This window comes from Minwuia sp. IMCC3009, assembly GCF_029909415.1.
Lineage (GTDB): Bacteria > Pseudomonadota > Alphaproteobacteria > Minwuiales > Minwuiaceae > Minwuia.
The window spans coordinates 4155895-4178678 of sequence record NZ_CP123781.1 but is presented as its reverse complement, the minus strand read 5'-3'; the positions used below and the strand labels follow the sequence as shown (position 1 = coordinate 4178678).

The following is a 22784-nucleotide window of genomic DNA, read 5'->3' as shown; positions in this document are numbered from 1 at the left end:
CACCCGTTCAGGATAATCCCGTGGGTGGTCGGGAGGGGGAGAGGGCAGGCCGGGACCCACAAACGACTCAGGACAGATCATGTTTCATGCGGCGCGACAGGACTGGATCCGGTGGCTGACCGATGAGCGGCGCGCGGCACCCAACACGATCAAGGCCTATGAGAGCGATCTGGATGACTTCGCCGACTTCATGGGAACGCACCTGGGCGAAAGGCTGGATGCGGCGGCGCTGGCCGGTCTGCGCCATTCGGACTTCCGCGCCTGGATCGCCGCCCGGCGGCGACGGGGCCTCGGTGCCGCGACCAATGCCCGTGCCATTTCGGCCATCCGCAGCTTCTTCCGGCGGCTGGACAGGCAGGGCCTGGTTCACAATGCGACCGCCCTGTCCCTGCAGGCCCCGAAGAAGCCTCACCGGACCCCCAGGGCCATCACACCCGAACAGGCACTCGACCTGGTCGGGGCACCGGTCAGCGCGGGCGGCGCCACCGACTGGCAGGCAGCGCGGGACCATGCCGTGCTCTGCCTGCTCTACGGGGCGGGCCTGCGCATTTCGGAGGTACTGGCATTGCGGGTAAGCGATGCCCCCCTGCCGCGCACCCTTCGCATCACCGGCAAGGGCAACAAGACCCGTGTCGTACCGATCCTCTCCACCCTGCGCGATGCGGTCGAGACCGCGCGTCAGGCCTGCCCCCACGCCGAAAGACCTGACCGCAGCCTGTTCGTCGGTGCACGCGGCGGCCCATTGCGGCCGGAGACCGTACAGACCGCAATCCGCCGATTGCGGGGCAGCCTCGGCCTGCCTGATTCCGTGACGCCGCATGCCCTGCGCCACAGCTTCGCCACGCACCTGCTGGGGGCGGGCGCGGACCTGCGCAGCATCCAGGAACTGCTGGGCCACGCCTCCCTCTCCACCACGCAGATCTACACGGAAGTGGATACGGAAAGCCTCTACAGCACCTACAGCCGGGCCAGGAAGGCCGCGGCAAGCAGCACCTGAACGGCAGCCATCGCCACCTGTGCCACATTTTTTGCCGCAGTCAGCCCTGCCACGCATTGCCAACCCGACCTCAATGGCTATAGTCCGCCGCCGCAGGAGGGATGGCCGAGCGGTTTAAGGCGCACGCCTGGAAAGCGTGTTGGGTGCAAGCCCTCGGGGGTTCGAATCCCCCTCCCTCCGCCAATATCTTTTTCTATGATTCTGTATTTATTGCGCTTTTTTTTGATGCAATTGATCCGGTCCCACACTTGGACCCACACTTCGTGCCTGGTTGAATTGGTGTCATGATCTAGCGGTCAGGCGATTGATGCGACCTGCGCGCGGTGAAGCAGCAACGCAATCCTGTCGAAGGATGGGGGCACCCCACCCTCACGATCTGCAATGGGTCCCATCCGAGACCAATAGTGTCTTGAACTATCTCTCGCTCAGTCGGTTTCGCCGAAGTCCGCAAAGAAGTCCGAGACAGGCTCGACGCCGGAGACCATCAGGCGGTCGCGGGCGCGGGTGCAGGCGACATAGAACAGACGGCGTTCGGTGTCGAAGATCTCCTCGATCTCGCCACTGTCCGCCGCGGTCTCCATGCGGGACTGCAGGGGGAGTTCCTCATCATCACAGGCCATGACCACGACGGCCTTGAACTCGAGCCCCTTGGCCATGTGCATGGTGCCCACCTCTCCAAGAGGTGGCCCGACAAATCTGGACAGTTGAGTTAGGTGGATTTTCTGCTCCCAATCCGGCAGCGTTGCCGGGACGAAGGAGCGAAGATGACAAGACGACCCAGGCGGAACCACAGCCCTGCCTTCAAAGCGAAAGTCGCATTGGCGGCGCTGAAGGGCGACAGGACGATGAGCGAGCTGGCGACGCAGTTCGACCTGCATCCCAATCAGATCAAGCAGTGGAAGGATCAGCTGCTTGAGGGCGTAACGGGTGTCTTCGATGACACGCCAAAGGCCGCGAAAGAGCCGCAGATCGACGTAAAGTCCCTGCACGCGAAGATTGGCCAGCTGGCGCTGGAAAACGATTTTTTAGAGGGCGCGCTCGACAAGGCCGGTCTGTTGCCGAGCGCAAGGAAATGACGGGCCCGGACCACAGGCTGAGCCTGACACGGCAAGCCCGGCTTCTCGGGATCAGCCGGGGCAGCCTGTATTACGCGCCGCGCCCGACCAGTGCGGCGGACCTCAAGCTTATGCGCAGAATTGACGAGTTGCACATGGACTACCCGTTCGCGGGCAGCCGTATGATGAAAGGGTTGCTGCGGCAGGAAGGCTTCACGGCCGGGCGGCTGCACGTGGCAACCTGCATGAAAACGATGGGCATTGAGGCGCTCTATCGCAGACCGAACACCAGCAAGCCTGCGCCCGGTCACAGGATCTATCCCTACCTGCTGCGCAAGCTGGCCGTGACGCAGCCCAATCAGGTCTGGGCCATGGATATTACCTACATTCCCATGGCCCGAGGGTTCGTCTATCTGGTCGCCGTTCTGGACTGGTTCAGCCGCAAGGTTCTGGCCTGGCGGCTGTCGGTGACGCTGGAAACAGCGCCGTGTCTGGAGGCCTTGAATGATGCCCTGCGCAGATATGGCAAGCCGGAGATCATGAACTCGGACCAAGGATCACAGTTCACGTCCATTGACTTCATCAAGGCGCTGAAGGACGCCGACATCCAGATCAGCATGGATGGCAAGGGCGCTTGGCGCGATAACGTGTTTGTCGAACGGCTCTGGCGCAGCGTCAAATACGAGGAGGTCTATCTGCACGCCTATGAAAGCGTGTCAGCCGCCCGACAGGGCATCGACCGATACCTGGCCTTCTACAACACAAGGAGACCGCATTCATCGCTGGAAGGGCAAACGCCCGATCAGGCATATCACATCAAGTTGCAACCAATCCCGGTGGCGGCATAACCAAGCGGAAAATCCACCTAAGAAACGGCTCGAAACTGTTCAAACGAACCGAACCACCTCTGTTCCTCCAGTTGCCTGTCCATCGCTTCCGCCTCGGAATGACCGATCCAGTCTTCCGCGATGGGGTTGAGCATCTTCACGCGACGGTCACTGTCGCGGTAGGTGATGGCAATCGGGGCATGATCGACAATCGCGCGCAGCATCTGCGCCGTTTGCCTGGCCTCCGCCTCCGCCACCTTCAGCGCTTCCTGCGCCTGCCACTCGGCGGTGATGTCGAGGGTGAAGTTCGCAACGCCGAGCAGGGATCGTGACTTGTCGCGCACGGGAAACCTGATCGACCTGATCCGACGGGCACCGGACTTCGGGTCGAAGGCAAAGGTGGCCTGGCGCTCGACCTTGCCCACACGAATGGCCTCGTCATCCATGATCTGGCACCATTGTGCCGCTTCCGGTGCCGCGAAATCCGCCGCACGACGCCCGACGATCTTCTCGACAGGCTGCTGCCACTGGGTGGCGTTCTCCCTGTTGATCAGTTCGAACCGCCCGTCCGGGTCGCGAAAGGCAAAGCCAAGCGGGGCATGTTCCATGACGGCCGTCAGCAAGGCCTCGGTCCGTTGCGACCGCGCTTCGTGCGCCAGCCTTTCGCTCTGATCGATGACTGTCGCGAAGAAGGCTTCCTTGCCCTGGAACGTCGTCTTGACGGAATAGACACTGGTCGGGATGACGACGCCATCCCATCGCCGCAGTGGAACGTCCATGCCGTTGAGCAGTCCGGTTTCGCGCATGGTGCCCAGGGCACGGGCGCGGTCGGCCGGGTCCTGATAGAGAGCGTCGGCCTTCATGCCGACCAGGTCCCGGCCTTTCGGCTGGAACAGGTCACGGGCCCGCAGGTTCGCGAACGTGTACCGCCCCCCAATGATCATCAGGATCGGCAGGGGCGCGTGCTCCAGAAACCTTTGCAGCAACTGTTCGGTCTCGTCACGCTCGGTGATGGCCTGATTGCGGTCGGACACGTCATTCACCGAGAATGCCACCGCAGGCGCACCATCCCATTCGACGGTGAAACCGACCATCTCGACATCGATCTCGCTGCCATCCCGACGGAGACCGCGAAAGCTCAGCCGCTCCGGAATGCGCTCACCCAGCAACCGGCGCTGCGCAAGCTTCTTCGCCCGTTCGCGTTCGCCAGGGACCAGCAGGTCAAAGGGATCCATGCCGATCATGGTGCCGGAGTCATGGCCATAGATACGTTCTGCAGCCACATTCGCGAACATGACCGCAGAGTTCTGGTGAACAATGATACCATCGAGGGTCTGCTCCACGATGGTACGGAAACTGATACTGTTCGGCATGGTCCACACTTCTCAAGCCACTGGCTGCACGAGCCCAACCCGCAAAGTCCATTGATGAGGATTGCACATCCATCATTAACTTTGGGTTCGTCTTTACCGTGTCATGAATTCGTGGCGGAGGATTGGTGGTACAGACATGACAGCAACTGAACCAGTTTCAGGTGATGAGGATCGGACTTCCCGGTTCCTGACCGCAGCGGATCCGTTGCGCGGACTGATCGTGCCCATGGTGCTGCTGCTCAGCATCGCGGTCGTCGTCATCATCGCGATATCCTGGTTCGCGGCGGAGCGGCTGGACCACGAAACCGAGAACAGGGACGTCGCGCTGGCCCGGACCGCATTGGCTACGGAGGCGGAAAGACTCGGGTTTCTGGCCAAGGACCTGAGTTTCTGGGACGAAGCGATCGAGCGACTGGTGATACTCGGCGACGAGGAATGGGCGGACGACAATGTGGGCAGCTATGCCTATGAGACTTCCCGCGTGGGCCTTGTGATCGTTGTGACCGCACTGGGTCAGACGCGTCTTCTCTTCAGGGACGGCAAACCATACAGGGGCAAGGCGCAGGAATTCCTGTCGCCCGACATGCTCGAGTTTCTGACACGCCGTGCGAACGCGGCACCGATGGAGGAGCCGGAACCCGTCGTGAGCTATGCCGTCATCGGCGGCCAGGTGCACACCCTCGCCGCCAGTGCCTTCACACCGGAGTCAGGTGTGGAGGTCGTGACACAACGTCGGACCCGCCCCATCCTGATCCTCGCCTCCGCCCTGGACACGGCGTTTCTGGAGCAGATATCGGACGCCTTCCTGCTGGAGGACCTGGCGGTCAGTCTCGCGCTGCCTGACGAGGCCCGGGTCTACGCCCCGATCTCGGCCCGGGACGAATGGGCGACGGCCTATCTGACCTGGGATCCGAGCAGGCCGGGGACACGGCTCCGGCAGGACCTGCTGGTCCCGGTCGTGATCAGCCTGCTCGCCATTGCCCTGCTGGGACTGCTGTACGCCCGGCGTCTGGCAAGGGCGCGTCGCGAGTCCGAGGCAATCAGCATGGCCCTGGAGCGCGAGCGCGAACTGCGCGATCTGAAATCACGCTTCATCTCCACCGTCAGCCACGAGATGCGCACCCCGCTGGCGACCATCCAGGCCGCCACCGACCTGCTGGACCATTTCGGCAACCGGATGACGGCGGAGGAACGCCAGAAGGAGATGGACACGATCCGAGGTCGGGTTGCCGCGATCGACGACCTGCTGGGCGAAGCCCTGCTGCTGGAAAAGGGCGAGACCCGGCAGTCCGTTCCGGAGGATCTGGATCTGGCCGCGCTGATCCGCGCGCAGTGGCAGAACAACCTGCCGAGCGAGGGGCGGGCGCTTGAACTGACCGACGAACGGACGAACCCAGCGACAGTGAGGTTCGACCGGCGGACACTGAACCAGATCATCGGCAACCTGCTGCAGAATGCCCTGAAGTATTCGTCAGCGGAAACGACAGTCGCCGTGCGCCTGGCAGAGACCGTTGACCGGTTGGTGATCGCGGTGACAGATCACGGCATCGGGATTCCGCAGAAGGATCTGGCGCATGTACGCGAGCCTTTCAGCCGGGGCGGCAATGTTGCCGACGTCGGCGGGGTTGGCTTTGGCCTGAGTATCGTGGATCGTGCCATCGCCCTGCTTGGTGGTTCGTTCAGTATCGAGAGCAGGGAGGGAGAGGGGACCACCGTTACCGTCCTTCTGCCCCTGTCCGCAAGGAAGGAGCCGTCACGTTGAACGTACCGCCACGAAAGGTGCTTGTGATCGAGGATGAGGCGGATATTCGCGAGCGTCTGGTCAGGGGACTCGGATTTGCAGGATATGAGGCGTCCGGCGCGAGCAACGGCGCGGAAGGCATCGCCTCCCTGATGCAGACCCCGGTGGATGTCATCATCTGTGACATGATGATGCCCTCGCTGAACGGTTTCGGCACGCTGACGGTGCTGTCCGACCACCCCGACCTGGCCGATATCCCCGTGATCGTGCTGACCGCGCTGGGTGAGAAGACCACGCGGGATTTCGCGTTCGGCAAGGGCGTCCGGGGATACCTGACCAAGCCGTTCCAGTTCAGCGAACTGGTGGAGACGATCGAAGGCGTGTTCGAAGGCACGCACAGGGGAGAAGGCGACCGATGACTGCGGCTGACTGGTGCTTTCAGTCCGACGGCACGACACTGCACGGGCTGCGCTGGGATATCGAACAGCCTGCGGCCCTGGTCTATCTGGTGCATGGACTGGCCGAACATGTCGCCCGCTATGACGGCTTTGCCACGGCTCTGAACCAGGCCGGATTCATGGTGGCAGGCCACGACCAGCGCGGCCACGGGCGCACGGCACAGGCGGGCGGCATCCTGGGTCACTTCGGCGATCAGGGGGGATGGACATCCATGGTCGGCGATGCCGCCGCGGGGGTCTCGGCCTGGCGTGCGGAACGGCCGAAGCTGCCGCTGATCCTGTTCGGTCATTCAATGGGGTCGTTCGTGGTGCAGCAGGCACTCTGGTCGTGGCCTGAGAAGTTCGATGGTGCGGTTCTGTCCGGCTCGAACGGTCCGCCGCCGCCGCTGGCCGCACTCGGGCGTGTGATCGCCCGCATCGAGAGACTCCGCCTCGGCCCACGGGGGCGCAGCAGGCTGATCCATGCGCTCGGGTTCGACGGCATGAACAAGGCCTTCCAGCCCGCGCGCACCGACATGGACTGGCTCAGCCGCGACCCGGAAATGGTCGACCGCTATATCGCCGATCCGGAATGCGGTTTCATTGCCTCGACCGCAAGCTGGATCGGGCTGCTCGACGCCCTGTCGTCGCTGGCCTCGAAACGGAATCTGCAGCGCGTTCCCGCGTCCATGCCCATTCACCTTGCAGCAGGCCAGCGCGATCCCGTCGGGGATTTCGGAAAGGGGGTCCGGCGGCTGCACGACCTCTACCGCGATGCCGGGGTGACGGACCTGACCATGACCCTCTATGACGGCGCGCGCCACGAGATCCTGAACGAGTCCAACCGCGCCGAAGTCACCGCCGACATCATTGCCCGCATGCGGCAGATGATCGGGGTTCCGGCATCACCATGACGGGCGGGTCCCTGCATATCCTGCTGGCTGACGACAATCCGGCGGCGCGGTCCCAGATTGCCCGACTGCTGGGCGAACTCGGGCACGAGACCACGGTTGTCGAGGACGGTCCGGCTGCTGTTTCGGCCCTGGCTGCCGTGGTGGTCGATCTGGCGATCCTCGACTTCGACATGCCTCCACCAACCGGACCCGAGATCGCGGCGATGCAGGGCACGGGCGGGGTGCCCATGGTCGGCCTCTCACCTGCCCATGGCGCACGTGCGGACTGGGGCGAGGCGCCGATCCGGGCATGGCTGACTAAGCCGGTCGGACTGGAGGCGCTGGCAGCCGCCATCGATACGGCTCTGGGTCCCGCCTCCGTATCGGTCAACGACGCGGTCGATCTGGCGCATCTGGCCACATATACCGCCGGTGACACCGCGCTGGAGAGGGAGCTTGCCGGACTGTTTCGCATATCGACCGACCGCTACCTGACACAGATGAGCACCGAGATGGATGGCCCGGGCTGGAAGGATGCGGCCCACGGGCTGAAAGGTGCCGCGCGCGGGATCGGCGCGAACGAGGTCGCGCGACTGGCCGCCTATGCGGAGAAGCTGCAGGGCAGCGCCGTCCATGCCAGACGGGAGTCGGTGCTGCCGGAAATCGTGCAGGCGGTAGACGAGGCACATGCCTGCCTGGCGAACCATCTGGCGCAGACAGCCGATTGATCGCTGCGCCTGTCGGGCGGGGAGCGCACCGGCAGTGCGATCCGGCGGTGGGCCAGTCTATTGCGTGACCGGCAGGGTCAGGGTGAAGCAACTGCCCTGCTCCGAGCTTTCGGTCAGGGACAGGTCGCCGCCGTGGCGGCGGGCAATCTCGGCGCTGATGGCCAGGCCGAGCCCGGTACCGGACCGGCCCTTGGCGATCTGCCGCCAGCCCCGCGCGAACTTGGAGAAGAGCTGATCCGGGGCCACATCGCCCGCACCGGGTCCATTGTCGCGCACGTCGACCCGCCAGCGCCCCGCCTCCACCCGCGACTCGATCCGGACCCAGGGTTCCGGTGAATCATTGTACTTGATGGCATTGGAAATCAGGTTGATCAGGATCTGGCTCAACCGGTCCCGGTTGCCCCGGATCGCGGCGGTCGTGTCGGCGGGGACATGATCGACCCGCACGCCGGTTTCCGCGGCCAGCCCCTCACAGGCCGCGATGGCACTGATCGCCGCCGTTTCCGGGTCAAGGCGCTCCACCTGCCAGCGCACCTCGCCGCTTTCAAGGTGGCTCAGGTCCAGGATGTCATCCAGCAGGCTGGTCAGGCGCAGGCTCTCGTCATGGATGATCCGCATGAAGCGCCGCGCCTGATCCGGCGGCATCTCGTCAGCCTTCAGCAGCGCCTCGGCGAAGGAGCGGATGGAGGTCATGGGGGTGCGCAGTTCGTGGCTGACCTGGCTGAGGAAATCATCCTTTTCCGTGTCCAGCCGCATCAGGCGCTGGTTGGCCTGGCGCAATTGTGCGGCGGTCTGTTCCAGGGTCCGGGAATTGGCCTCCAGCGCCTGGCTGTATTCGATCACCTGCTGGGTCTCGTCGACCATGCGGATGATCTCGTCGAGGCTGATCGTCTCCCCCGACACCACTTCCGAGATCATGACACGGGCGGAGGCGGCGCCGACATTGCCACCGATCTGGCGCTCCAGATGGGTGATGAAGGCCGTGTCCGCGACCGGCACGCCATCATCGCGCCCCTGCCGCAGGGCAAAGTCGCGGAACTGGCGGTCGGCGGCATCCGCGCCAAGGATACGGCGCGACAGCAGGCGCAGGTCGTCGATGGCGGCGGAACGCACCAGCGCACGGGATTCATCGCCGGGCGTGTTGCGGAAGACATCGACGAACAGGGCACTCTGCAGACGCTCCAGCGGTGCCTGCTCGCTGAACAGGGAACCCGCGATCAGCAGGGCTGTATTGGCCGTCATGCTCCAGACGATGGCATGCACCAGCGGATCGAAGCCGGTCATGCCGAACAGCGCCTCCGGCCGCAGCATCTCCCAGCCGAAGAGGCCGTTGCTGACGATCTGACCGAAGACCGTGCCCTCCTCCGCCAGGCTGGGCAGCAGCAGGGTATAGACCCACAGGACGACGCCGCCCATGAGCCCGAGCTTTGCGCCCCGTGCGGTTGCCTGACGCCAGTAGAGTCCGGCCAGCAGGCTCGGCAGGAACTGCGCCACCCCGGCAAAGGCGATCAGGCCCATGGAGGCCAGGGCCTCCGTCTGCGCGCTCAGCCGATAGTAGACCAGGCCCAGGAACAGGATCAGCAGGATGGAGAAGCGACGGCTGAACAGCACGAGGGTCTTCAGGTCGGCGCTGTCGTAGAGCCGCAGCCAGCGCAGGCGCAGCACCACCGGCATGACGATGTGGTTCGAGATCATGATCGACAGCGCGATGCAGGCGACGATCACCATCGAGGTGGCTGAAGAGAATCCGCCGATGAAGGCGAACAGGGCCAGCATCTCCTGGTTCGCGGCCATCGGCACGGTCAGCACGAACATGTCCGGGTTCGCGCCTTCCGGCAGCCGGGTCAGGCCGGCGGCGGCGATGGGCAGGATGAACAGGCAGATCAGCAGCAGATAGGCCGGAAACAGCCAGCCGGCGGTGCGCAGATGTGACTCCCGCGCGTTCTCCACCACCGTCACCTGGAACTCCCTCGGCAGGCAGATGATCGCCGTCGCCGAAAGGAAGGTCAGGACCGCCCAGCGCCCGCCGAAGACGTTTTCCCGCTCCAGCAGGCGACGGCTCATCTCCTCGGGGAACAGGTTCTCCAGGCCGCCGAAGGAAAAGACCACGAACAGGCCGACCATCAGCAGCGCCAGCAGTTTCACCAGCGCCTCGAACGCGATGGCCGCGACGACGCCCGGATGCTGCTCGTTGGCATCGAGATTGCGCGTGCCGAACAGGATCGTGAACAGGGCCATGCCCACCGCGACCAGCAGGGCGGGATCAATCCCGCTGTTGTCGCCGGAGAGGTTGCCCAGCAGGTCCCCGCTGCCGCCGCTGACGACATCGAAACTGGTGGTGACGGCCTTCAGTTGCAGCGCGATGTAGGGGGTGGTGCCGATCACCGCCATCAGCGTCACCATGACCGCGAGTGTGTTGCTCTTGCCGTAGCGTGACGAGATCAGGTCGGCGATCGAGGATATGCGGTTCACCTGTCCGATGCGCACCAGCTTCCGCAGCAGGTACCACCAGCCCAGAAACACCAGCGTCGGCCCCAGGTAGATGGTGATGAACTCCAGCCCGTTGCGCGCGGCGGACCCGACCGCACCGTAGAATGTCCAGGACGTGCAGTAGACGGAGATCGACAGCGTGTAGATCAGCGGCGAGTTGCTGATCCAGCGGCTGCCCTTGCGGCTCCAGCGATCACTCAGGAAGGCGAGCAGGAAGAGCAGTCCGACATAGCCCAGCGCGATGGCAACAACGACATCAGCCGTCAGCATCGCGCTGTTCCGGCGGCAGGGGATGCAGGGTCGGCGGACGCGGCTCCGCCGTGTCGGAATCGGTCACCAGGCGCCGCGACAGGATCCAGCCGAGGATGATCAGCCCCGTCCAGGCACAGAAGATATAGAGCAGGATGACGGGAATGCCGCCAAGCAGCCGGGCGCTGAAGAAGATGTCGACGAAGGGCGGCATGATCAGGATCAGACCGAAGAACGGCAGGATGAAGGCTGCGTCACGCAGCTTCTGCCGCGGCATCAGCGTGCAGGGGCGCCGGCCCCGGCCAGCGCCAGAACCTGGTCGACCACATCCTGGTTCGAGAAGGGTTTGGTGATGAAGGCGTTGACGCCCAGCGACTCGGCCACCTTGCGGTCCCTTTCCTGCCCTTTCGCAGTCAGCATGACCACGGGCAGTTCCGCATTGTCGGCACTGCCGCGCACGGCCTTCAGCACCGCATAGCCGTCATGTTTCGGCAGCATCAGGTCGAGCAACAGCACGTCCGGTGCCTCACGACGGATCTCGGCGATTGCCGCTTCGCCGTCGGTGACCGCACGCGTGACACAGCCTGCGCGCTCCAGAATGAAGGTCAGCAGTTCCACGATGTTCGGCTCATCCTCCGCAATGAGGATCTGTTTCGCGCTTCTGTCCGCCCCTGAGTCCGTCACGGCGGCATCCTCCCCTGATCGCCCGGGCGTCATTGGATGCGCCCGGATCGTTCCCGGCATGCAGTGTAGAACAGAACCGGGGCCTGCGGGTACATCGATCAGCGCGAATAGAGGATCGAGTCCTCTCCGCGGTGCAGGCAATCGCTGCGCGAACACAGTCGGCAGTTGGGTCCGACGGGCGTCGCCATGTGTCGCGCAGCAAAGTCCAGACCGTCGGCATAAACGGTCTGATCGGCATGCACCACGTCACAGGCAAGCATGACCGCGTGCAGGAACGGCGCCTCGTGAAACAGGGCCGGTTCGTGGCGCACGGTGCGCCCGATGAACAGGTACCGGCTGCCGTTCGGAAATTCCGCAAGCTGCCGGATCACCCGGTCCGGAGTCTGGAAGGCCCCGTACAGCGGCCACAGGGGGCAGCCATTGCCACTGCGCGGCACCGGCAGGCCGGCAATGGGAAAGCGCTTGCTGATGTGGCCCGAGGGATCGGCCCGCAGGAACCCGAAGGGTATCCCCTCCGCCCCCGGCTTGCGCAGGGAGACCAGTCGCTGGCAGATCTGCTCCACACTGGCCGAGAAGCGCTGGCGCAGCAGTTCCACATCGTAGCGGTGGCGGACAGCGTCCTCCAGAAAGGTCTCGTAGGGGAACAGCGCCGCCGCGGCGAGCCAGCTCGCCAGCGCCCCGCGGGCGCGGGTCCGTGCCTCGTCGCTGGTCAGCAGTTCATCCCGGGCCACCGCGTCGATCAGGTCCGGTGCTGTCAGCTGGCAGGCCAGTCGCGCGAGCTGGAACTGACGTGTCGAGGGCGGCGCATTGTCGAGAAACAGCAGCACCCGGTTGGCTTCGTCATAGTGGCAATGGTTACGGAACCGGCTCAGGTCCGCATCCACCGGGGAGCGGTTGAAGACCGAGATATCGAACCGCTGCACCAGAAACGCTGTCAGCGCGCCCTCGATCGTCTGGCCGAAGGACCGGATCTCGCGGCGCAGGTCGCGGGCGGCATCCTCCAGCGGCGGGAAATAGCTCTGGTTCTGGATCAGGAAGTCATCCACCTCCTCCGCCGGGGAGAGGGAGCGGTTGCGGGTGTTGCCGACACTGAACAGGGCGACCAGGCGTTCGGCGGTGCCGGAAAGCTCGCCGCTCTGTGACAGCACGATATCGACGAACCTTGCCCGCTGCTCCGTCGGCAGGTCCTCCACCGACGACAGGATCTCCATTGTGGAGCGCACGGCGGCGGCATTGTTCAGCACCTGATGCACCGCCTCCATCAGGGCCGGATCCTGGTCGAGCCGGTCGGTCAGTGCCGTGATCTGCTGATCCGCGTCGCGGACAGCGCGCGACAGGCTGAGCATGGCTGCGGCCCAGTCGGGATGGCGGCTGACCAGCGCGCTCGCGGTCCCCGGATCGATGCGGTGCTGCAGGATCGACGGGTCGGCCGCCAGTTCGCCCAGCCGCTCCACCAGCCGCCGCTCCTGATCCCCGCTCAGATCCGCCAGTTCCAGCCCGAGCTGTTCGGCGATCCGCTGCAACAGGCTGCCGCCGACCGCGCGACGGTCGGACTCGATCAGGTTCAGGTAGGACGCGGAAATGCCGACCTTCTGCGCCAGTGCCTTCTGCGTCAGCCCCCGGGCCTTGCGCCTTGTCCTGACCTTCATCCCGATGGGTGCGGCAACGGCCATCCCGGCGCTCCTGTCATTGCCAAATGGTAAAGAATTTACAGTATCGACTTAAGCTAATTACAGAATTTTACAGAATTTTCCAATTCTTTCAATGCCAGATTGCCATGATTTACAGCACCGCGTAGCCTTGGCAGCAACCAATGGCCCACCAGCCATGGGCAAAGGGATCGTTTCCAAGAAACCCGTCCGGGAGGGAAATTCAAATGACCAAGATCAATGATCGTGGCGTGTCACGCCGCAGCATCCTGAAGGCCGGCACGGCCCTGGGTGCCGGTGCGGTGATCGCACCGACCTTCTTCGTGCGCAATGCCTGGGCCGAGGAGTTCCGCAACAACCCGGGCAATGCCTCCAGCGTGAAGTTCGGCTTCAACGTACCGCAGACCGGTGCCTACGCCGACGAGGGTGCGGACGAGCTGCGCGCCTATGAACTGGCCGTGAAGCACATCAATGGCGAAGGTGACGGCGGCATGCTGAACACCATGCAGCCGCTGTCGCTGAAGGGTGATGGCGTGCTGGGCAAGAAGGTCGAGTATGTCACGGGTGACACGCAGACCAAGTCCGATGCCGCCCGCGCGTCCGCCAAGCGGATGATCGAGAAGGATGGCGTCATCATGTTCTCCGGCGGTTCGTCGTCGGGCGTGGCCGTCGCGGTGCAGAGCCTGGCGCAGGAGATGGGCGTCGTCTTCATGTGCGGCCTGACCCATTCCAACGACACCACCGGCAAGGACAAGCGGCGCTATGGCTTCCGCCATTTCTTCAACGCCTACATGTCCGGTGCCGCGCTGGGTCCGGTGCTGAAGGAAACCATGGGCACGGAGCGTCGCGCCTATCACCTGACCGCCGACTACACCTGGGGCTGGACGCAGGAAGAGTCGATCAAGAACACCACGGAAGCCCTGGGCTGGCAGACGGTCAATGCCGTGCGTACGCCGCTGGGCGCGGGTGACTTCTCGCAGTACATCACGCCGGTGCTGAATTCCGGTGCCGACGTTCTGGTCCTGAACCATTACGGCAAGGACATGATCAACTCCCTGACCCAGGCGGTGCAGTTCGGCCTGCGCGACAAGCAGGTCAACGGCAAGGACTTCCAGATCGTCGTGCCGCTGTACTCGCGCCTGATGGCACAGGGTGCCGGCGCGAACATCAAGGGGATCTACGGCACGACCAACTGGAACTGGTCGCTGCAGGATGCCGGTTCGCAGGCATTCGTGAAGTCCTTCGGCCAGGAATACGGCTTCCCGCCGTCGCAGGCCGCCCATACCTGCTATGTGCAGGCTCTCCTGTATGCCGATGCCTGCGCCCGCGCCGGCACCTTCTACCCGCCGGAGGTCATCAAGGCGCTGGAAGACTTCGAATTCGATGGCATGGGCAATGGCCCGACCCTGTATCGCGGGGCGGATCACCAGTGCTTCAAGGACGTGCTGGTGGTGCGTGGCAACGAGAACGCGACCAGCCAGTTCGACCTCCTCGAGGTCGTGAAGGAAGTCCCGGCGTCGCAGGTCACCTACGACCCGAGCATCTTCGGTGGCGAACTGGGCCCCTATAAGGTCTGAACCACGGAAGTTTCCGGGGCCGCTGCTGGCGACCCCGGAAATTCGGACTGGTCCGGTCACCCCACCTCCCCGGGATGGCCGGACCATCTTCGTTTCGGACCTGCGACTGGTTAGGGTTGTCCGAACGGTGAACTGACTCCGGACGGGTGGGATCATGGACGTTATTCTGCTTCAGCTTCTCAACGGTCTCGACAAGGGCGGTGCCTATGCGCTGATTGCCCTGGGCCTGACCATCATCTTCGGCACCCTGGGCGTCGTGAACTTCGCCCATGGCGCGCTGTTCATGCTGGGGGCGTTCTGCGCCGTGTCGGTGCAGGCCCTGCTGACCATCTCGAAGAAGGTGAAGGACGAGAGCATCAAGTTCTTCGATGCCTACAAGGAAATCCCGTACCTGGAGGCCTGGTGGGGCGATACCGGCGCAATGATCATCGACTACGCCGTGCCCATATCCATACTCATCGCCATCCCGCTGATGCTGCTGATCGGCCTCGGGATGGAACGCGGACTGATCCGCTATTTCTACAAGCGCCCGCACGCCGAACAGATCCTGGTGACCTTCGGCCTGGCCATTGTCGTGCAGGAGCTGATCAAGGCGCAGTTCGGCGCAAACCCGATTCCGACCCCTGCGCCGGAAGTGATCGCGGGCAGCGCCAATGTCGGCCTCTGGGTCGGCCTCGGGGAATCGGTGGTCTATCCTTGGTGGCGGCTGATCTATCTCGCCTTCGCCGGTGTGGTGATCGCCCTGGCCTTTGCGTTCCTGAACCTGACAACCTACGGCATGGTGGTGCGCGCAGGCATGGCCGACCGGGAGACCGTCGGCCTGCTGGGCATCAATATCCAGCGCCGTTTCACCATTGTCTTCGGCATGGCTGCCGTGATCGCCGGTCTGGCGGGTGTCATGTACACGCCGATCCTGCCGCCCGACTATCACATGGGCATGGACTTCCTGGTGCTGTCCTTCGTCGTGGTGGTCGTCGGCGGCATGGGGTCGCTTGGCGGCGCGGTGCTGGCCGGTTTCATGCTGGGCATCCTGCAGTCGTTCGCATCCATGAACGAGGTGAAGTCGATCCTGCCCGGCATCGACCAGATCATCATCTACCTGATCGCGGTCGTCATTCTGCTGGTGCGTCCCCGTGGCCTGCTGGGCCGCAAGGGTGTGATGGAGTCCTGATGATGTTTGGCGATCTGACACGCAACGACAAGCTTCTGTTCCTGGGCTTCACCATTGCCGCCCTGGCCATGCCCTTGCTGGCCTGGCCGGTCGGGGCGAACTATCCCGACCTGCTCCAGAAGTTCGCGATCTATGGCATCTTCGCCATCGGCTTCAACATCCTGTTCGGCCTGACGGGCTATCTGTCCTTCGGGCACGCCGCGTTCCTGGGCGTCGGGTCCTATGCGGCCGTCTGGATGTTCAAGGGGGTGACCATGAACGTCATCCCGGCGGTGATCTTCGGGGTCATGGTTTCAGGCCTGTTCGCGGCCCTGATCGGCTTCGTCAGCCTGCGGCGGTCCGGCATCTATTTCTCGATCCTTACGCTGGCCTTCGCGCAGATGTCCTACAATCTCGCCTACTCCGTGCTGACGCCGATCACGAATGGCGAGACGGGCCTGCAGTTGCGCCAGGACGACGCGCGCATTCTCGACCGGATGTTCGTGGAGCAGACTGAGGGACTGCCCTCCACCAACCTGTTCGGGCTGGAGATGAGCGGCTATCCCGGCTTCTATTTCTGCTGCGTGCTGCTGATCGTTGCCTTCTTCATCGCACTGCGGATCCAGCGTTCGCCGTTCGGGATGATGCTGCGGGCCATCAAGACCAACCAGGTGCGCATGAACTACACCGGCTTCAATACCCGGCCCTATGCCCTTACGGCCTTCATCATCTCCGGCATGTATGCCGGTCTCGCCGGTTCGCTGCTGGCGGTCACCGACCCGCTGGCGGGGGCGGAGCGGATGCAATGGACGGCATCGGGCGAGGTCGTGCTGATGACCATCCTCGGCGGCGCCGGAACGCTGGTTGGTCCGATCCTGGGCGCCGGGCTGATCAAGTACTTCGAGAACATCTTCTCCTCCTACAATGACAGCCTGCTGGCGGAGAGCTTCTCCTTCCTGCCGGATTTCCTGAACGACGCACTGGTGTTCGTCATTGGCCCGTTCGTGGGTGAGGGCTGGAGCCTGCTGCTGGGTATCGTCTTCATGGCGATCGTCATCTTCCTGCCTGGCGGCCTCATGGAGGGGCTGGCGCGGATCCATGGCTGGTATCGCGGACGGGGTCAGGGCGATGCCGGGCGCAATGTCGCGAAACAGGCTGCCGAGTAGGAACACGGACATGGCAATTCTCGAAGTCAAAGACGTGAACAAGGCCTTCGGTGGCCTGAAGGCACTGAATGCGGTGAACCTCTCGGTCGAGGAAGGCACGGTACATGCCATCATCGGTCCCAACGGCGCGGGCAAGTCGACCCTGTTGAACTGCTTCGTCGGCAGGCTGATTCCGGACACCGGCAGCGTCATTTTCAATGGCCGGTCGCTGCTGGGGATCAAGCCGCATGAGATCAACCAGACCGGGGTGGCCCGCGTGTTCCAGACGCCCGAGATCTTCACGGATCTCAGCATTCTGGAGAACGTGATGATCCCCGCCTTCGCCAAGGTCGACGGGTCTTTCCGCATCAATGCCTGGAAGACCGTCGGTACGCGCGGTGAGGTACGGGACATGGCGGAGAAGGTGCTGGAGGAAGTTGGCCTGCAGGAGAAGCGGGACATCATCGCCTCCAGCCTGTCACGCGGTGACAAGCGGCGGCTGGAAATGGCGATGTGCCTGGTCCAGGACCCGAAGCTGCTGCTGCTGGATGAACCGACCGCGGGCATGTCGCGGGCCGACACCAACAATACGGTCGACCTGCTGCAGCGTGTCGGTACGCACATCACCAAGATCGTGATCGAACATGACATGCACGTCGTGTTCAGCCTGGCCGATCACATCAGCGTTCTGGCCCAGGGCACCGTGATCGCCGGCGGCAAGCCGGAGGACATCAAGGGCAATCCAAAGGTGCAGGAAGCCTATCTGGGGGGGGCGCACGCATGAATGTCGCAACGGCGAAACAGGCCGGAACGGCTCCGGTGCAGTCCGGGGACGCCTATTTCTCCTGCCAGGGGCTGCAGAGCTATTACGGCGAGAGCTATATCGTTCAGGACGTCAGCTTCGATGTGAAGCAGGGCGAGATCCTGGCATTGCTGGGCCGGAACGGCGCCGGCAAGACGTCGACGCTGCGTACCATCGCGCGCATGGACGATCCGCAACTGCATGAGGGTGAGATCTGGCTGGAGGGTCAGCCGCTGCACACCATGGCAGACTGGCAGGCGGCCCAGCTGGGCGTCGGTCTGGTGCCGGAGGACCGGCGGATCATCCAGGGCCTGACCGTGGAAGAGAACCTGAAGCTGGCACAGATCGAGAAGCCGCTCGGCTGGTCGATCGAGCGCATCTACGACCACTTTCCCCGCCTGGCAGAGCGGCGCAGGCAGGAGGCCGTCACCATGTCCGGCGGCGAGCAGCAGATGCTGGCCGTGGCGCGGGCGCTGGCGCGGGATCTGAAACTGCTGCTGCTGGATGAACCCTACGAAGGGCTGGCCCCCGTGATCGTGCAGGAGATCGAGAAGATCGTGGCGGAGATCAAGGAGCTCGGCATCACCACCATCATCGTGGAGCAGAATGCCGTTGCCGCGCTGGAGCTGGCCGACCGCGCCCTGATCCTCGACATGGGGCAGATCGTGTTCCGCGGGTCCGCCCGTGAAGTGCTCGACAATGCCGATCTGCGGCACGAGTACCTGGCAATCTGACGTTCGGTCCGGGCCACCGGATGATGGGTTCTGAGCCGGGGCCGGGCCTTCTAGAGGTCCCGTTCCGACGCAGCGTCCCATGTCCGCGCGTCTGACAGCGCCGACTGCAATGCGGCCTGCAGTATCTCCTCTGCCATCGGACTGTCGTCTGGCACGGCGCGGGACAGCATCAGCGCGCCGACCATCCGGTTGACCAGATCGACAGCGCGGGTCCGCGTGATCGCGGAATCCGGCTGCGGCAGGAGTGCGGCAACGGATCGGATCATTTCCTCCAGCCCCTCGGCGAAGGTGGCCCGCACAGCGTCCGACTGACGGCCGACATCACCACCAAGTGCCGCGGCAGGGCAGTTCAGGCCAGGCGCATCCCGCGCCGCCCGGGAGAGATAGCCAGAGAGCAGTTGCTCCAGATTGCGCGCCCGGGCGCGCTGGGCCGCCATCTCCTGCCAGGCGTGGTCGAGCGCCTCCGCCGCCAGCGCGTCCTTGGAGGGGAAGTGATTGTAGAAGCCGCCATGGGTGAAGCCGGCAGCCTTCATCAGATCACCGACACCGATACCGTCAAAGCCGCGCACCCGGAACTGTGTCGACGCCGTCTCGAGTACCCGCGCCCGGTTCCGTTGCGCCTGTTCCCTGCTGATCCGCATTTCGTTCACCCAACTTGACAATCGTGTTCCGGCACTCAATTTAATAATGACGATCATCATTATTATCAAGCCCGGACATGGAGTGCACCGATGCCCCTCTGGAAAGTCTATCACCCCGCCGACGCCTTTTCCGCTGACGACAAGCAGCAGCTTTCACAGCGGATCACGGCGCTGTACCGCAATCTGCCGAAGTTCTATGTCGGCGTCGTGTTTCAGGAGGTGGCCGCGGACAGCTTCTATGTCGGTGGCGAACCGAACGGCAATTTCGTGCGCATTTGGATCGACCATATCGCCAGAACCCTGCCAACCCCGGAGATGCGCACCTGGTGGATCGGCCAGTGTGACGAGGCACTGGCCCCCTTCATCAGGGACCGCGGTCTGGACTGGGAGTTTCATATCGACGAGACGGCCTTCGACCTGTGGTCGATCCAGAGCTATCGCCCGCCCCTGCCGGACTCGGAAGACGAGAAGCGCTGGCGCCGCGAGAACCGGCCCAGTCCGCCCACCGGACAATAGGCCGACCCGGCACTTCCGGTTTCAGGCGACCCTGCCCTGACGGGAACGCAATTGACCGTTCCCGACGGGCGGGGCTGTATGGCAGAGGAAACGTCTGAAACATTCGAAGGTCGCCCGTCATGTCCGTCACACTCGCCAGCCCCCTCACCCTGCCCTGTGGTGCCATCGTCAAGAACCGCTTCGGCAAGGCGCCGCTGACGGAGGGGCTGGCTGACGGGATGAACCGGGCCACAGCGCGCCACGCCAGCCTGTATGGCCGCTGGGCCAAGGGCGGGGCCGGTGTCGTTGTCACCGGCAATGTGCAGGTTGACCGGCGCTATCTGGAACGTCCGGGCAATGTCGTGATCGATGGCCCCCAGGACGAGACGGCGCTGGCCGGACTGCGCGCCTATGCGGCGGCAGGCACCGCCAACCGGACGCACCTGTGGATGCAGATCAATCACCCGGGCCGACAGACCCCGCGCCGGGTGTGCGAGGCGCCTGTCGCCCCGTCCGCCGTGCCGCTGGCGTTGCCCGAATCGGCCTTCGCCCATCCGCGCGCCATGACCGCTGCCGAAGTCAGCGAGGTGATCGAGCGTTTCACCCATACGGCAAAGGTCGCGCAGGACACCGGTTTCACCGGGGTGCAGGTCCATGCCGCCCACGGCTACCTGCTCAGTCAGTTCCTGACGCCGCTGGTCAACAAGCGCGACGATGAATGGGGCGGCAGCCTTGAGAACCGGGCGCGCCTGCTGCTGTCGGTGGTGCGCTCGATCCGCCAGGCCTGCGGCCCCATGTTCCCGATCTCGGTCAAGCTGAACTCCTCCGATTTCCAGAACGGTGGCTTCAGCAGCGAGGACTGCCTGAAGGTCGTGCAGTGGCTGGAGGAAGCAGGCATCGACCACCTGGAGATCTCGGGCGGCAACTACGAAGAACCGAGCATGATGGGATCGAAGAATACCGAGGGCACGGCAGTTGCCGACAGCACGGTACGGCGGGAAGCCTATTTCCTGACCTATGCGGAGGAGATGCGGAAGGTCACCAGTCTGCCCCTGATGGTGACGGGCGGTTTCCGCAGCCGCAAGGGCATGGAGGAGGCGCTGGCCAGCGGCGCACTGGACATGATCGGGCTGGGCCGTCCGATGTGCGTCGAGACAGATGCCCCCAACAAGCTGCTTGCCGGTGCCGAATCCTGCGGCGCATGGGAGAAGCAGATCCGCCCCGCCAAGGCCGGCATGGGCTGGTTCGCACTGGCCCTGATCAGCCACGGCGATGGCCAGGACCCGAACACCGCGATGACCGGCGAGGAGGCGATGAAGGCCTATGTCGCCAACGAGGAAGCCACGGCAAGCGCACTTGTCGGGCGCTGAACTCGGACCCGCTGGCTGAGCGGGCACGCACCACGTCCAGTCACGTCCAACCTGGGCCTGCCCTCTGCCTTCCCCCGCAAGGGGGGAGGAGGGGCGTGCAAGGCGGCTACCGGCTGACCTTGTAGCCGACCTTCTCGCGGTCCCAGGTGCGCTCGCTCAGGCCGCGATCACGCAGCTTGTTCTTCTGGATCTTCGATGAGGGCGTCTTCGGGATCTCGTCGATGAACTCGATGAAGCGCGGCACCGCGAAATAGGGCATGCGCGGGGTACAGAAATCCAGCAGCTCCGTCGGCTCCGGCGCGGGCACGTCAGGGTTCAGCACGATGCAGGCCAGCACCTCGTCCTCGCCACCCAGTTCCGCCTTCACGGCAACGGCAGCCACTTCGGCCACGGCTTCATGCTCCAGCAGCACGGCCTCCACCTCGTAGGACGAGATGTTCTCGCCCCGGCGGCGGATCGTGTCCTTGATGCGGTCGATGTACCAGAGATAGCCACGTTCATCGAAGCGACCGGCATCACCCGTGTGGAACCAGAAGTTCCGCCAGGTCTCGACCGTCCTGTCAGGCATGCCGTTATACCCCTGCATGAAGCAGAACGGCTCCTTCGGGCGGACCAGGATCTCGCCCACCTCCCCGACCGGCATTTCCTCGTCGGTATCCGGGTGGGCCACGATGACCTCGAAATACTCGTCCCAGACCTTGCCCGAACAGCCGGCCTCGTTGGGCGCATCGAAGGGCCGCCAGACCGGCAGGTTGCATTCCGTCATGCCGAACAGTTCGGTGAACTTGTTCACGCCGAACCGTTTCGACAGGTTGTTCATGGTATCCGTGGTGACCGGCAGGGCGCACATGATGCGCAGGTCATTGTCCGCATCATCGGCGCGCGGCGGCTGACTGAGGACAAAGTCGTTCATGGCGCCCAGCAGGTTCGTCGCCGTCGCCTTGTACTTGCGCACATCATCGATCCAGGTGCGCGCACTGAATGACCGCATCAGCACGGCGCTGCCACCGGCCTGCATGGTTCCGTAGGTCTGCATCAGGATGCCCTGCGCATGAAACAGCGGCATGCAGATGTAGTACCGGTCATCCGGCCCGAGTTGCATGGATTCCTTCATCGACAGACCGATCAGGTACAGATGCCCGTTGGGCATCAGCACCCCCTTCGACGGACCCGTGGTGCCTGACGTGAACATGATCATGCCGATGTCGCTGTAGGTGACCTCGACATCGATGTCATCCTCGGGGCCGTTCAGCAGTTCATCCAGTGACCGCACATCGATCCGGCTGAACTCCGGCCACGGCACGTCGGCACCGTCGCTGGGCACATAGACGGTCTTCAGATCCGGTACCGTATCCTCGATCTCCGCCAGCCAGGGCAGGAACTCCGGCTCCACCACCGCGATACCCGCGCGACAGTTGGTCAGAACATGGGTCAGGAACCGGCCCTTGTAGGCCGTATTCACCGCGACGGCGACGGCGCCGATACGGCTCAACCCGATCCAGGACCAGAGATACTCCAGCCGGTTGTGCAGCATCAGCACGACATGGTCGCCGAACCCGACACCGATCTGCGCATAGGCATTGCCATAGCTGTTGGCGGTCCGGTGTGCCTGCGCATAGGTGTAGGGTTCATTGTCCTCGAACTGGATGAAACGTGCGTCAGGGCGCTCCTGCGCCTGACGTGCCAGTGTCTTGCCGACTACCCATTCGGACTTGTCCGTCGCCATTGTATCCTCCCCCAAGGTCAA

Annotated in this window: 20 protein-coding genes, 1 tRNA gene and 1 pseudogene; 14 read left to right on the top strand and 8 right to left on the bottom strand. The window is 64.0% G+C overall.

Annotated features, from left to right (window positions below; all coding sequences use genetic code 11):
- Positions 1-79 precede the first annotated feature (79 nt).
- Positions 80-997 (top strand): tyrosine recombinase XerC, encoded by a 918-nt coding sequence (locus QGV55_RS19520; RefSeq protein WP_281018963.1) that lies wholly within the window; start codon positions 80-82, stop codon positions 995-997.
- A gap of 95 nt (positions 998-1092) precedes the next feature.
- Positions 1093-1180, top strand: a tRNA-Ser gene (locus QGV55_RS19515).
- 242 nt (positions 1181-1422) lie between these two features.
- Here the strand turns inward: QGV55_RS19515 and QGV55_RS19510 are convergent.
- Positions 1423-1668: pseudogene (locus QGV55_RS19510) on the bottom strand (3'-5' exonuclease); the annotation flags it as partial.
- Between the two features lie 93 nt (positions 1669-1761).
- On the opposite strand from QGV55_RS19510, the gene QGV55_RS19505 reads away from it, so the two are divergent.
- A protein-coding gene (locus QGV55_RS19505) for an IS3 family transposase (RefSeq protein WP_281015974.1) occupies positions 1762-2900 on the top strand; the annotation gives its coding sequence in 2 pieces (ribosomal slippage) (positions 1762-2026 and positions 2026-2900; 1140 coding nt in all).
- Between the two features lie 17 nt (positions 2901-2917).
- Here the strand turns inward: QGV55_RS19505 and QGV55_RS19500 are convergent.
- Positions 2918-4252 (bottom strand): PAS domain S-box protein, encoded by a 1335-nt coding sequence (locus tag QGV55_RS19500; RefSeq protein ID WP_281018965.1) that lies wholly within the window; start codon positions 4250-4252, stop codon positions 2918-2920.
- Positions 4253-4388: 136 nt separating this feature from the next.
- On the opposite strand from QGV55_RS19500, the gene QGV55_RS19495 reads away from it, so the two are divergent.
- From QGV55_RS19495 to QGV55_RS19480, 4 genes are read left to right on the top strand one after another with little or no spacing between them, the layout of a single operon-like run.
- Entirely contained in the window at positions 4389-6014 is a 1626-nt protein-coding gene (locus QGV55_RS19495; protein ID WP_281018966.1) for an ATP-binding protein, read from the top strand.
- Positions 6011-6412, top strand: a complete 402-nt coding sequence (locus tag QGV55_RS19490) for a response regulator (RefSeq protein ID WP_281018967.1) — start codon at positions 6011-6013, stop codon at positions 6410-6412. Before QGV55_RS19495 ends, QGV55_RS19490 begins: the two co-directional genes overlap by 4 nt.
- The gene (locus QGV55_RS19485) at positions 6409-7344 is read left to right on the top strand and encodes an alpha/beta hydrolase (protein ID WP_281018968.1); all 936 of its coding nucleotides are present in this window, start codon (positions 6409-6411) and stop codon (positions 7342-7344) included. Before QGV55_RS19490 ends, QGV55_RS19485 begins: the two co-directional genes overlap by 4 nt.
- Positions 7341-8051 (top strand): response regulator, encoded by a 711-nt coding sequence (locus tag QGV55_RS19480; protein WP_281018969.1) that lies wholly within the window; start codon positions 7341-7343, stop codon positions 8049-8051. Before QGV55_RS19485 ends, QGV55_RS19480 begins: the two co-directional genes overlap by 4 nt.
- A gap of 57 nt (positions 8052-8108) precedes the next feature.
- Here the strand turns inward: QGV55_RS19480 and QGV55_RS19475 are convergent, their stop codons facing one another.
- The 4 genes from QGV55_RS19475 to QGV55_RS19460 form a co-directional block, all read right to left on the bottom strand.
- Positions 8109-10811, bottom strand: coding sequence for an ATP-binding protein (locus QGV55_RS19475; RefSeq protein ID WP_281018970.1), 2703 nt, complete (start codon positions 10809-10811; stop codon positions 8109-8111).
- The gene (locus tag QGV55_RS19470) at positions 10798-11067 is read right to left on the bottom strand and encodes a hypothetical protein (RefSeq protein WP_281018971.1); all 270 of its coding nucleotides are present in this window, start codon (positions 11065-11067) and stop codon (positions 10798-10800) included. Before QGV55_RS19470 ends, QGV55_RS19475 begins: the two co-directional genes overlap by 14 nt.
- Complete coding sequence (locus tag QGV55_RS19465; RefSeq protein ID WP_281018972.1) at positions 11067-11474, bottom strand: response regulator; 408 nt, start codon at positions 11472-11474, stop codon at positions 11067-11069. Before QGV55_RS19465 ends, QGV55_RS19470 begins: the two co-directional genes overlap by 1 nt.
- A 98-nt stretch (positions 11475-11572) precedes the next feature.
- Entirely contained in the window at positions 11573-13147 is a 1575-nt protein-coding gene (locus QGV55_RS19460) for a short-chain fatty acyl-CoA regulator family protein (protein WP_281018973.1), read from the bottom strand.
- Positions 13148-13350: 203 nt separating this feature from the next.
- Here QGV55_RS19460 and QGV55_RS19455 point away from each other — a divergent pair, with 203 nt between their 5' ends.
- The 5 genes from QGV55_RS19455 (at position 13351) to QGV55_RS19435 (ending at position 18531) form a co-directional block, all read left to right on the top strand.
- The gene (locus QGV55_RS19455) at positions 13351-14700 is read left to right on the top strand and encodes a substrate-binding protein (protein ID WP_281018974.1); all 1350 of its coding nucleotides are present in this window, start codon (positions 13351-13353) and stop codon (positions 14698-14700) included.
- A gap of 154 nt (positions 14701-14854) precedes the next feature.
- The gene (locus tag QGV55_RS19450) at positions 14855-15871 is read left to right on the top strand and encodes a branched-chain amino acid ABC transporter permease (RefSeq protein WP_281018975.1); all 1017 of its coding nucleotides are present in this window, start codon (positions 14855-14857) and stop codon (positions 15869-15871) included.
- 2 nt (positions 15872-15873) lie between these two features.
- Positions 15874-17016, top strand: a complete 1143-nt coding sequence (locus tag QGV55_RS19445) for a branched-chain amino acid ABC transporter permease (RefSeq protein WP_348637668.1) — start codon at positions 15874-15876, stop codon at positions 17014-17016.
- Between the two features lie 10 nt (positions 17017-17026).
- Complete coding sequence (locus QGV55_RS19440) at positions 17027-17779, top strand: ABC transporter ATP-binding protein (protein ID WP_281018977.1); 753 nt, start codon at positions 17027-17029, stop codon at positions 17777-17779.
- Positions 17776-18531, top strand: a complete 756-nt coding sequence (locus tag QGV55_RS19435) for an ABC transporter ATP-binding protein (RefSeq protein WP_281018978.1) — start codon at positions 17776-17778, stop codon at positions 18529-18531. Before QGV55_RS19440 ends, QGV55_RS19435 begins: the two co-directional genes overlap by 4 nt.
- Positions 18532-18581: 50 nt before the next feature.
- Here the strand turns inward: QGV55_RS19435 and QGV55_RS19430 are convergent, their stop codons facing one another.
- The gene (locus QGV55_RS19430) at positions 18582-19172 is read right to left on the bottom strand and encodes a TetR/AcrR family transcriptional regulator (protein WP_281018979.1); all 591 of its coding nucleotides are present in this window, start codon (positions 19170-19172) and stop codon (positions 18582-18584) included.
- Positions 19173-19262: 90 nt separating this feature from the next.
- Between QGV55_RS19430 and QGV55_RS19425 the strand changes: the two genes are divergently transcribed.
- The gene (locus tag QGV55_RS19425) at positions 19263-19688 is read left to right on the top strand and encodes a tautomerase family protein (RefSeq protein ID WP_281018980.1); all 426 of its coding nucleotides are present in this window, start codon (positions 19263-19265) and stop codon (positions 19686-19688) included.
- A gap of 119 nt (positions 19689-19807) precedes the next feature.
- Positions 19808-21037 carry an NADH:flavin oxidoreductase/NADH oxidase family protein gene (locus tag QGV55_RS19420; RefSeq protein WP_281018981.1) on the top strand — a complete coding sequence of 410 codons (1230 nt, stop codon included), beginning with the start codon at positions 19808-19810 and terminating at the stop codon, positions 21035-21037.
- 106 nt (positions 21038-21143) lie between these two features.
- On the opposite strand, the gene QGV55_RS19415 is transcribed toward QGV55_RS19420, so the two are convergent.
- Positions 21144-22763 carry an AMP-binding protein gene (locus QGV55_RS19415; RefSeq protein ID WP_281018982.1) on the bottom strand — a complete coding sequence of 540 codons (1620 nt, stop codon included), beginning with the start codon at positions 22761-22763 and terminating at the stop codon, positions 21144-21146.
- Positions 22764-22784 lie beyond the last annotated feature (21 nt).

Excerpts from the sequence above, each read along its gene's own strand:
- QGV55_RS19500 (WP_281018965.1), bottom strand. The coding sequence starts at position 4,252 with ATGCCGAACAGTATCAGTTTCCGTACCATCGTGGAGCAGACCCTCGAT.
- QGV55_RS19415 (WP_281018982.1), bottom strand. The coding sequence starts at position 22,763 with ATGGCGACGGACAAGTCCGAATGGGTAGTCGGCAAGACACTGGCACGT.
- QGV55_RS19460 (WP_281018973.1), bottom strand. The coding sequence starts at position 13,147 with ATGGCCGTTGCCGCACCCATCGGGATGAAGGTCAGGACAAGGCGCAAG.
- QGV55_RS19475 (WP_281018970.1), bottom strand. The coding sequence starts at position 10,811 with ATGCTGACGGCTGATGTCGTTGTTGCCATCGCGCTGGGCTATGTCGGA.
- QGV55_RS19425 (WP_281018980.1), top strand. The coding sequence starts at position 19,263 with ATGCCCCTCTGGAAAGTCTATCACCCCGCCGACGCCTTTTCCGCTGAC.
- QGV55_RS19470 (WP_281018971.1), bottom strand. The coding sequence starts at position 11,067 with ATGCCGCGGCAGAAGCTGCGTGACGCAGCCTTCATCCTGCCGTTCTTC.
- QGV55_RS19520 (WP_281018963.1), top strand. The coding sequence starts at position 80 with ATGTTTCATGCGGCGCGACAGGACTGGATCCGGTGGCTGACCGATGAG.
- QGV55_RS19440 (WP_281018977.1), top strand. The coding sequence starts at position 17,027 with ATGGCAATTCTCGAAGTCAAAGACGTGAACAAGGCCTTCGGTGGCCTG.
- QGV55_RS19430 (WP_281018979.1), bottom strand. The coding sequence starts at position 19,172 with ATGCGGATCAGCAGGGAACAGGCGCAACGGAACCGGGCGCGGGTACTC.
- QGV55_RS19445 (WP_348637668.1), top strand. The coding sequence starts at position 15,874 with ATGTTTGGCGATCTGACACGCAACGACAAGCTTCTGTTCCTGGGCTTC.
- QGV55_RS19420 (WP_281018981.1), top strand. The coding sequence starts at position 19,808 with ATGTCCGTCACACTCGCCAGCCCCCTCACCCTGCCCTGTGGTGCCATC.
- QGV55_RS19495 (WP_281018966.1), top strand. The coding sequence starts at position 4,389 with ATGACAGCAACTGAACCAGTTTCAGGTGATGAGGATCGGACTTCCCGG.
- QGV55_RS19480 (WP_281018969.1), top strand. The coding sequence starts at position 7,341 with ATGACGGGCGGGTCCCTGCATATCCTGCTGGCTGACGACAATCCGGCG.
- QGV55_RS19450 (WP_281018975.1), top strand. The coding sequence starts at position 14,855 with ATGGACGTTATTCTGCTTCAGCTTCTCAACGGTCTCGACAAGGGCGGT.
- QGV55_RS19455 (WP_281018974.1), top strand. The coding sequence starts at position 13,351 with ATGACCAAGATCAATGATCGTGGCGTGTCACGCCGCAGCATCCTGAAG.
- QGV55_RS19485 (WP_281018968.1), top strand. The coding sequence starts at position 6,409 with ATGACTGCGGCTGACTGGTGCTTTCAGTCCGACGGCACGACACTGCAC.
- QGV55_RS19435 (WP_281018978.1), top strand. The coding sequence starts at position 17,776 with ATGAATGTCGCAACGGCGAAACAGGCCGGAACGGCTCCGGTGCAGTCC.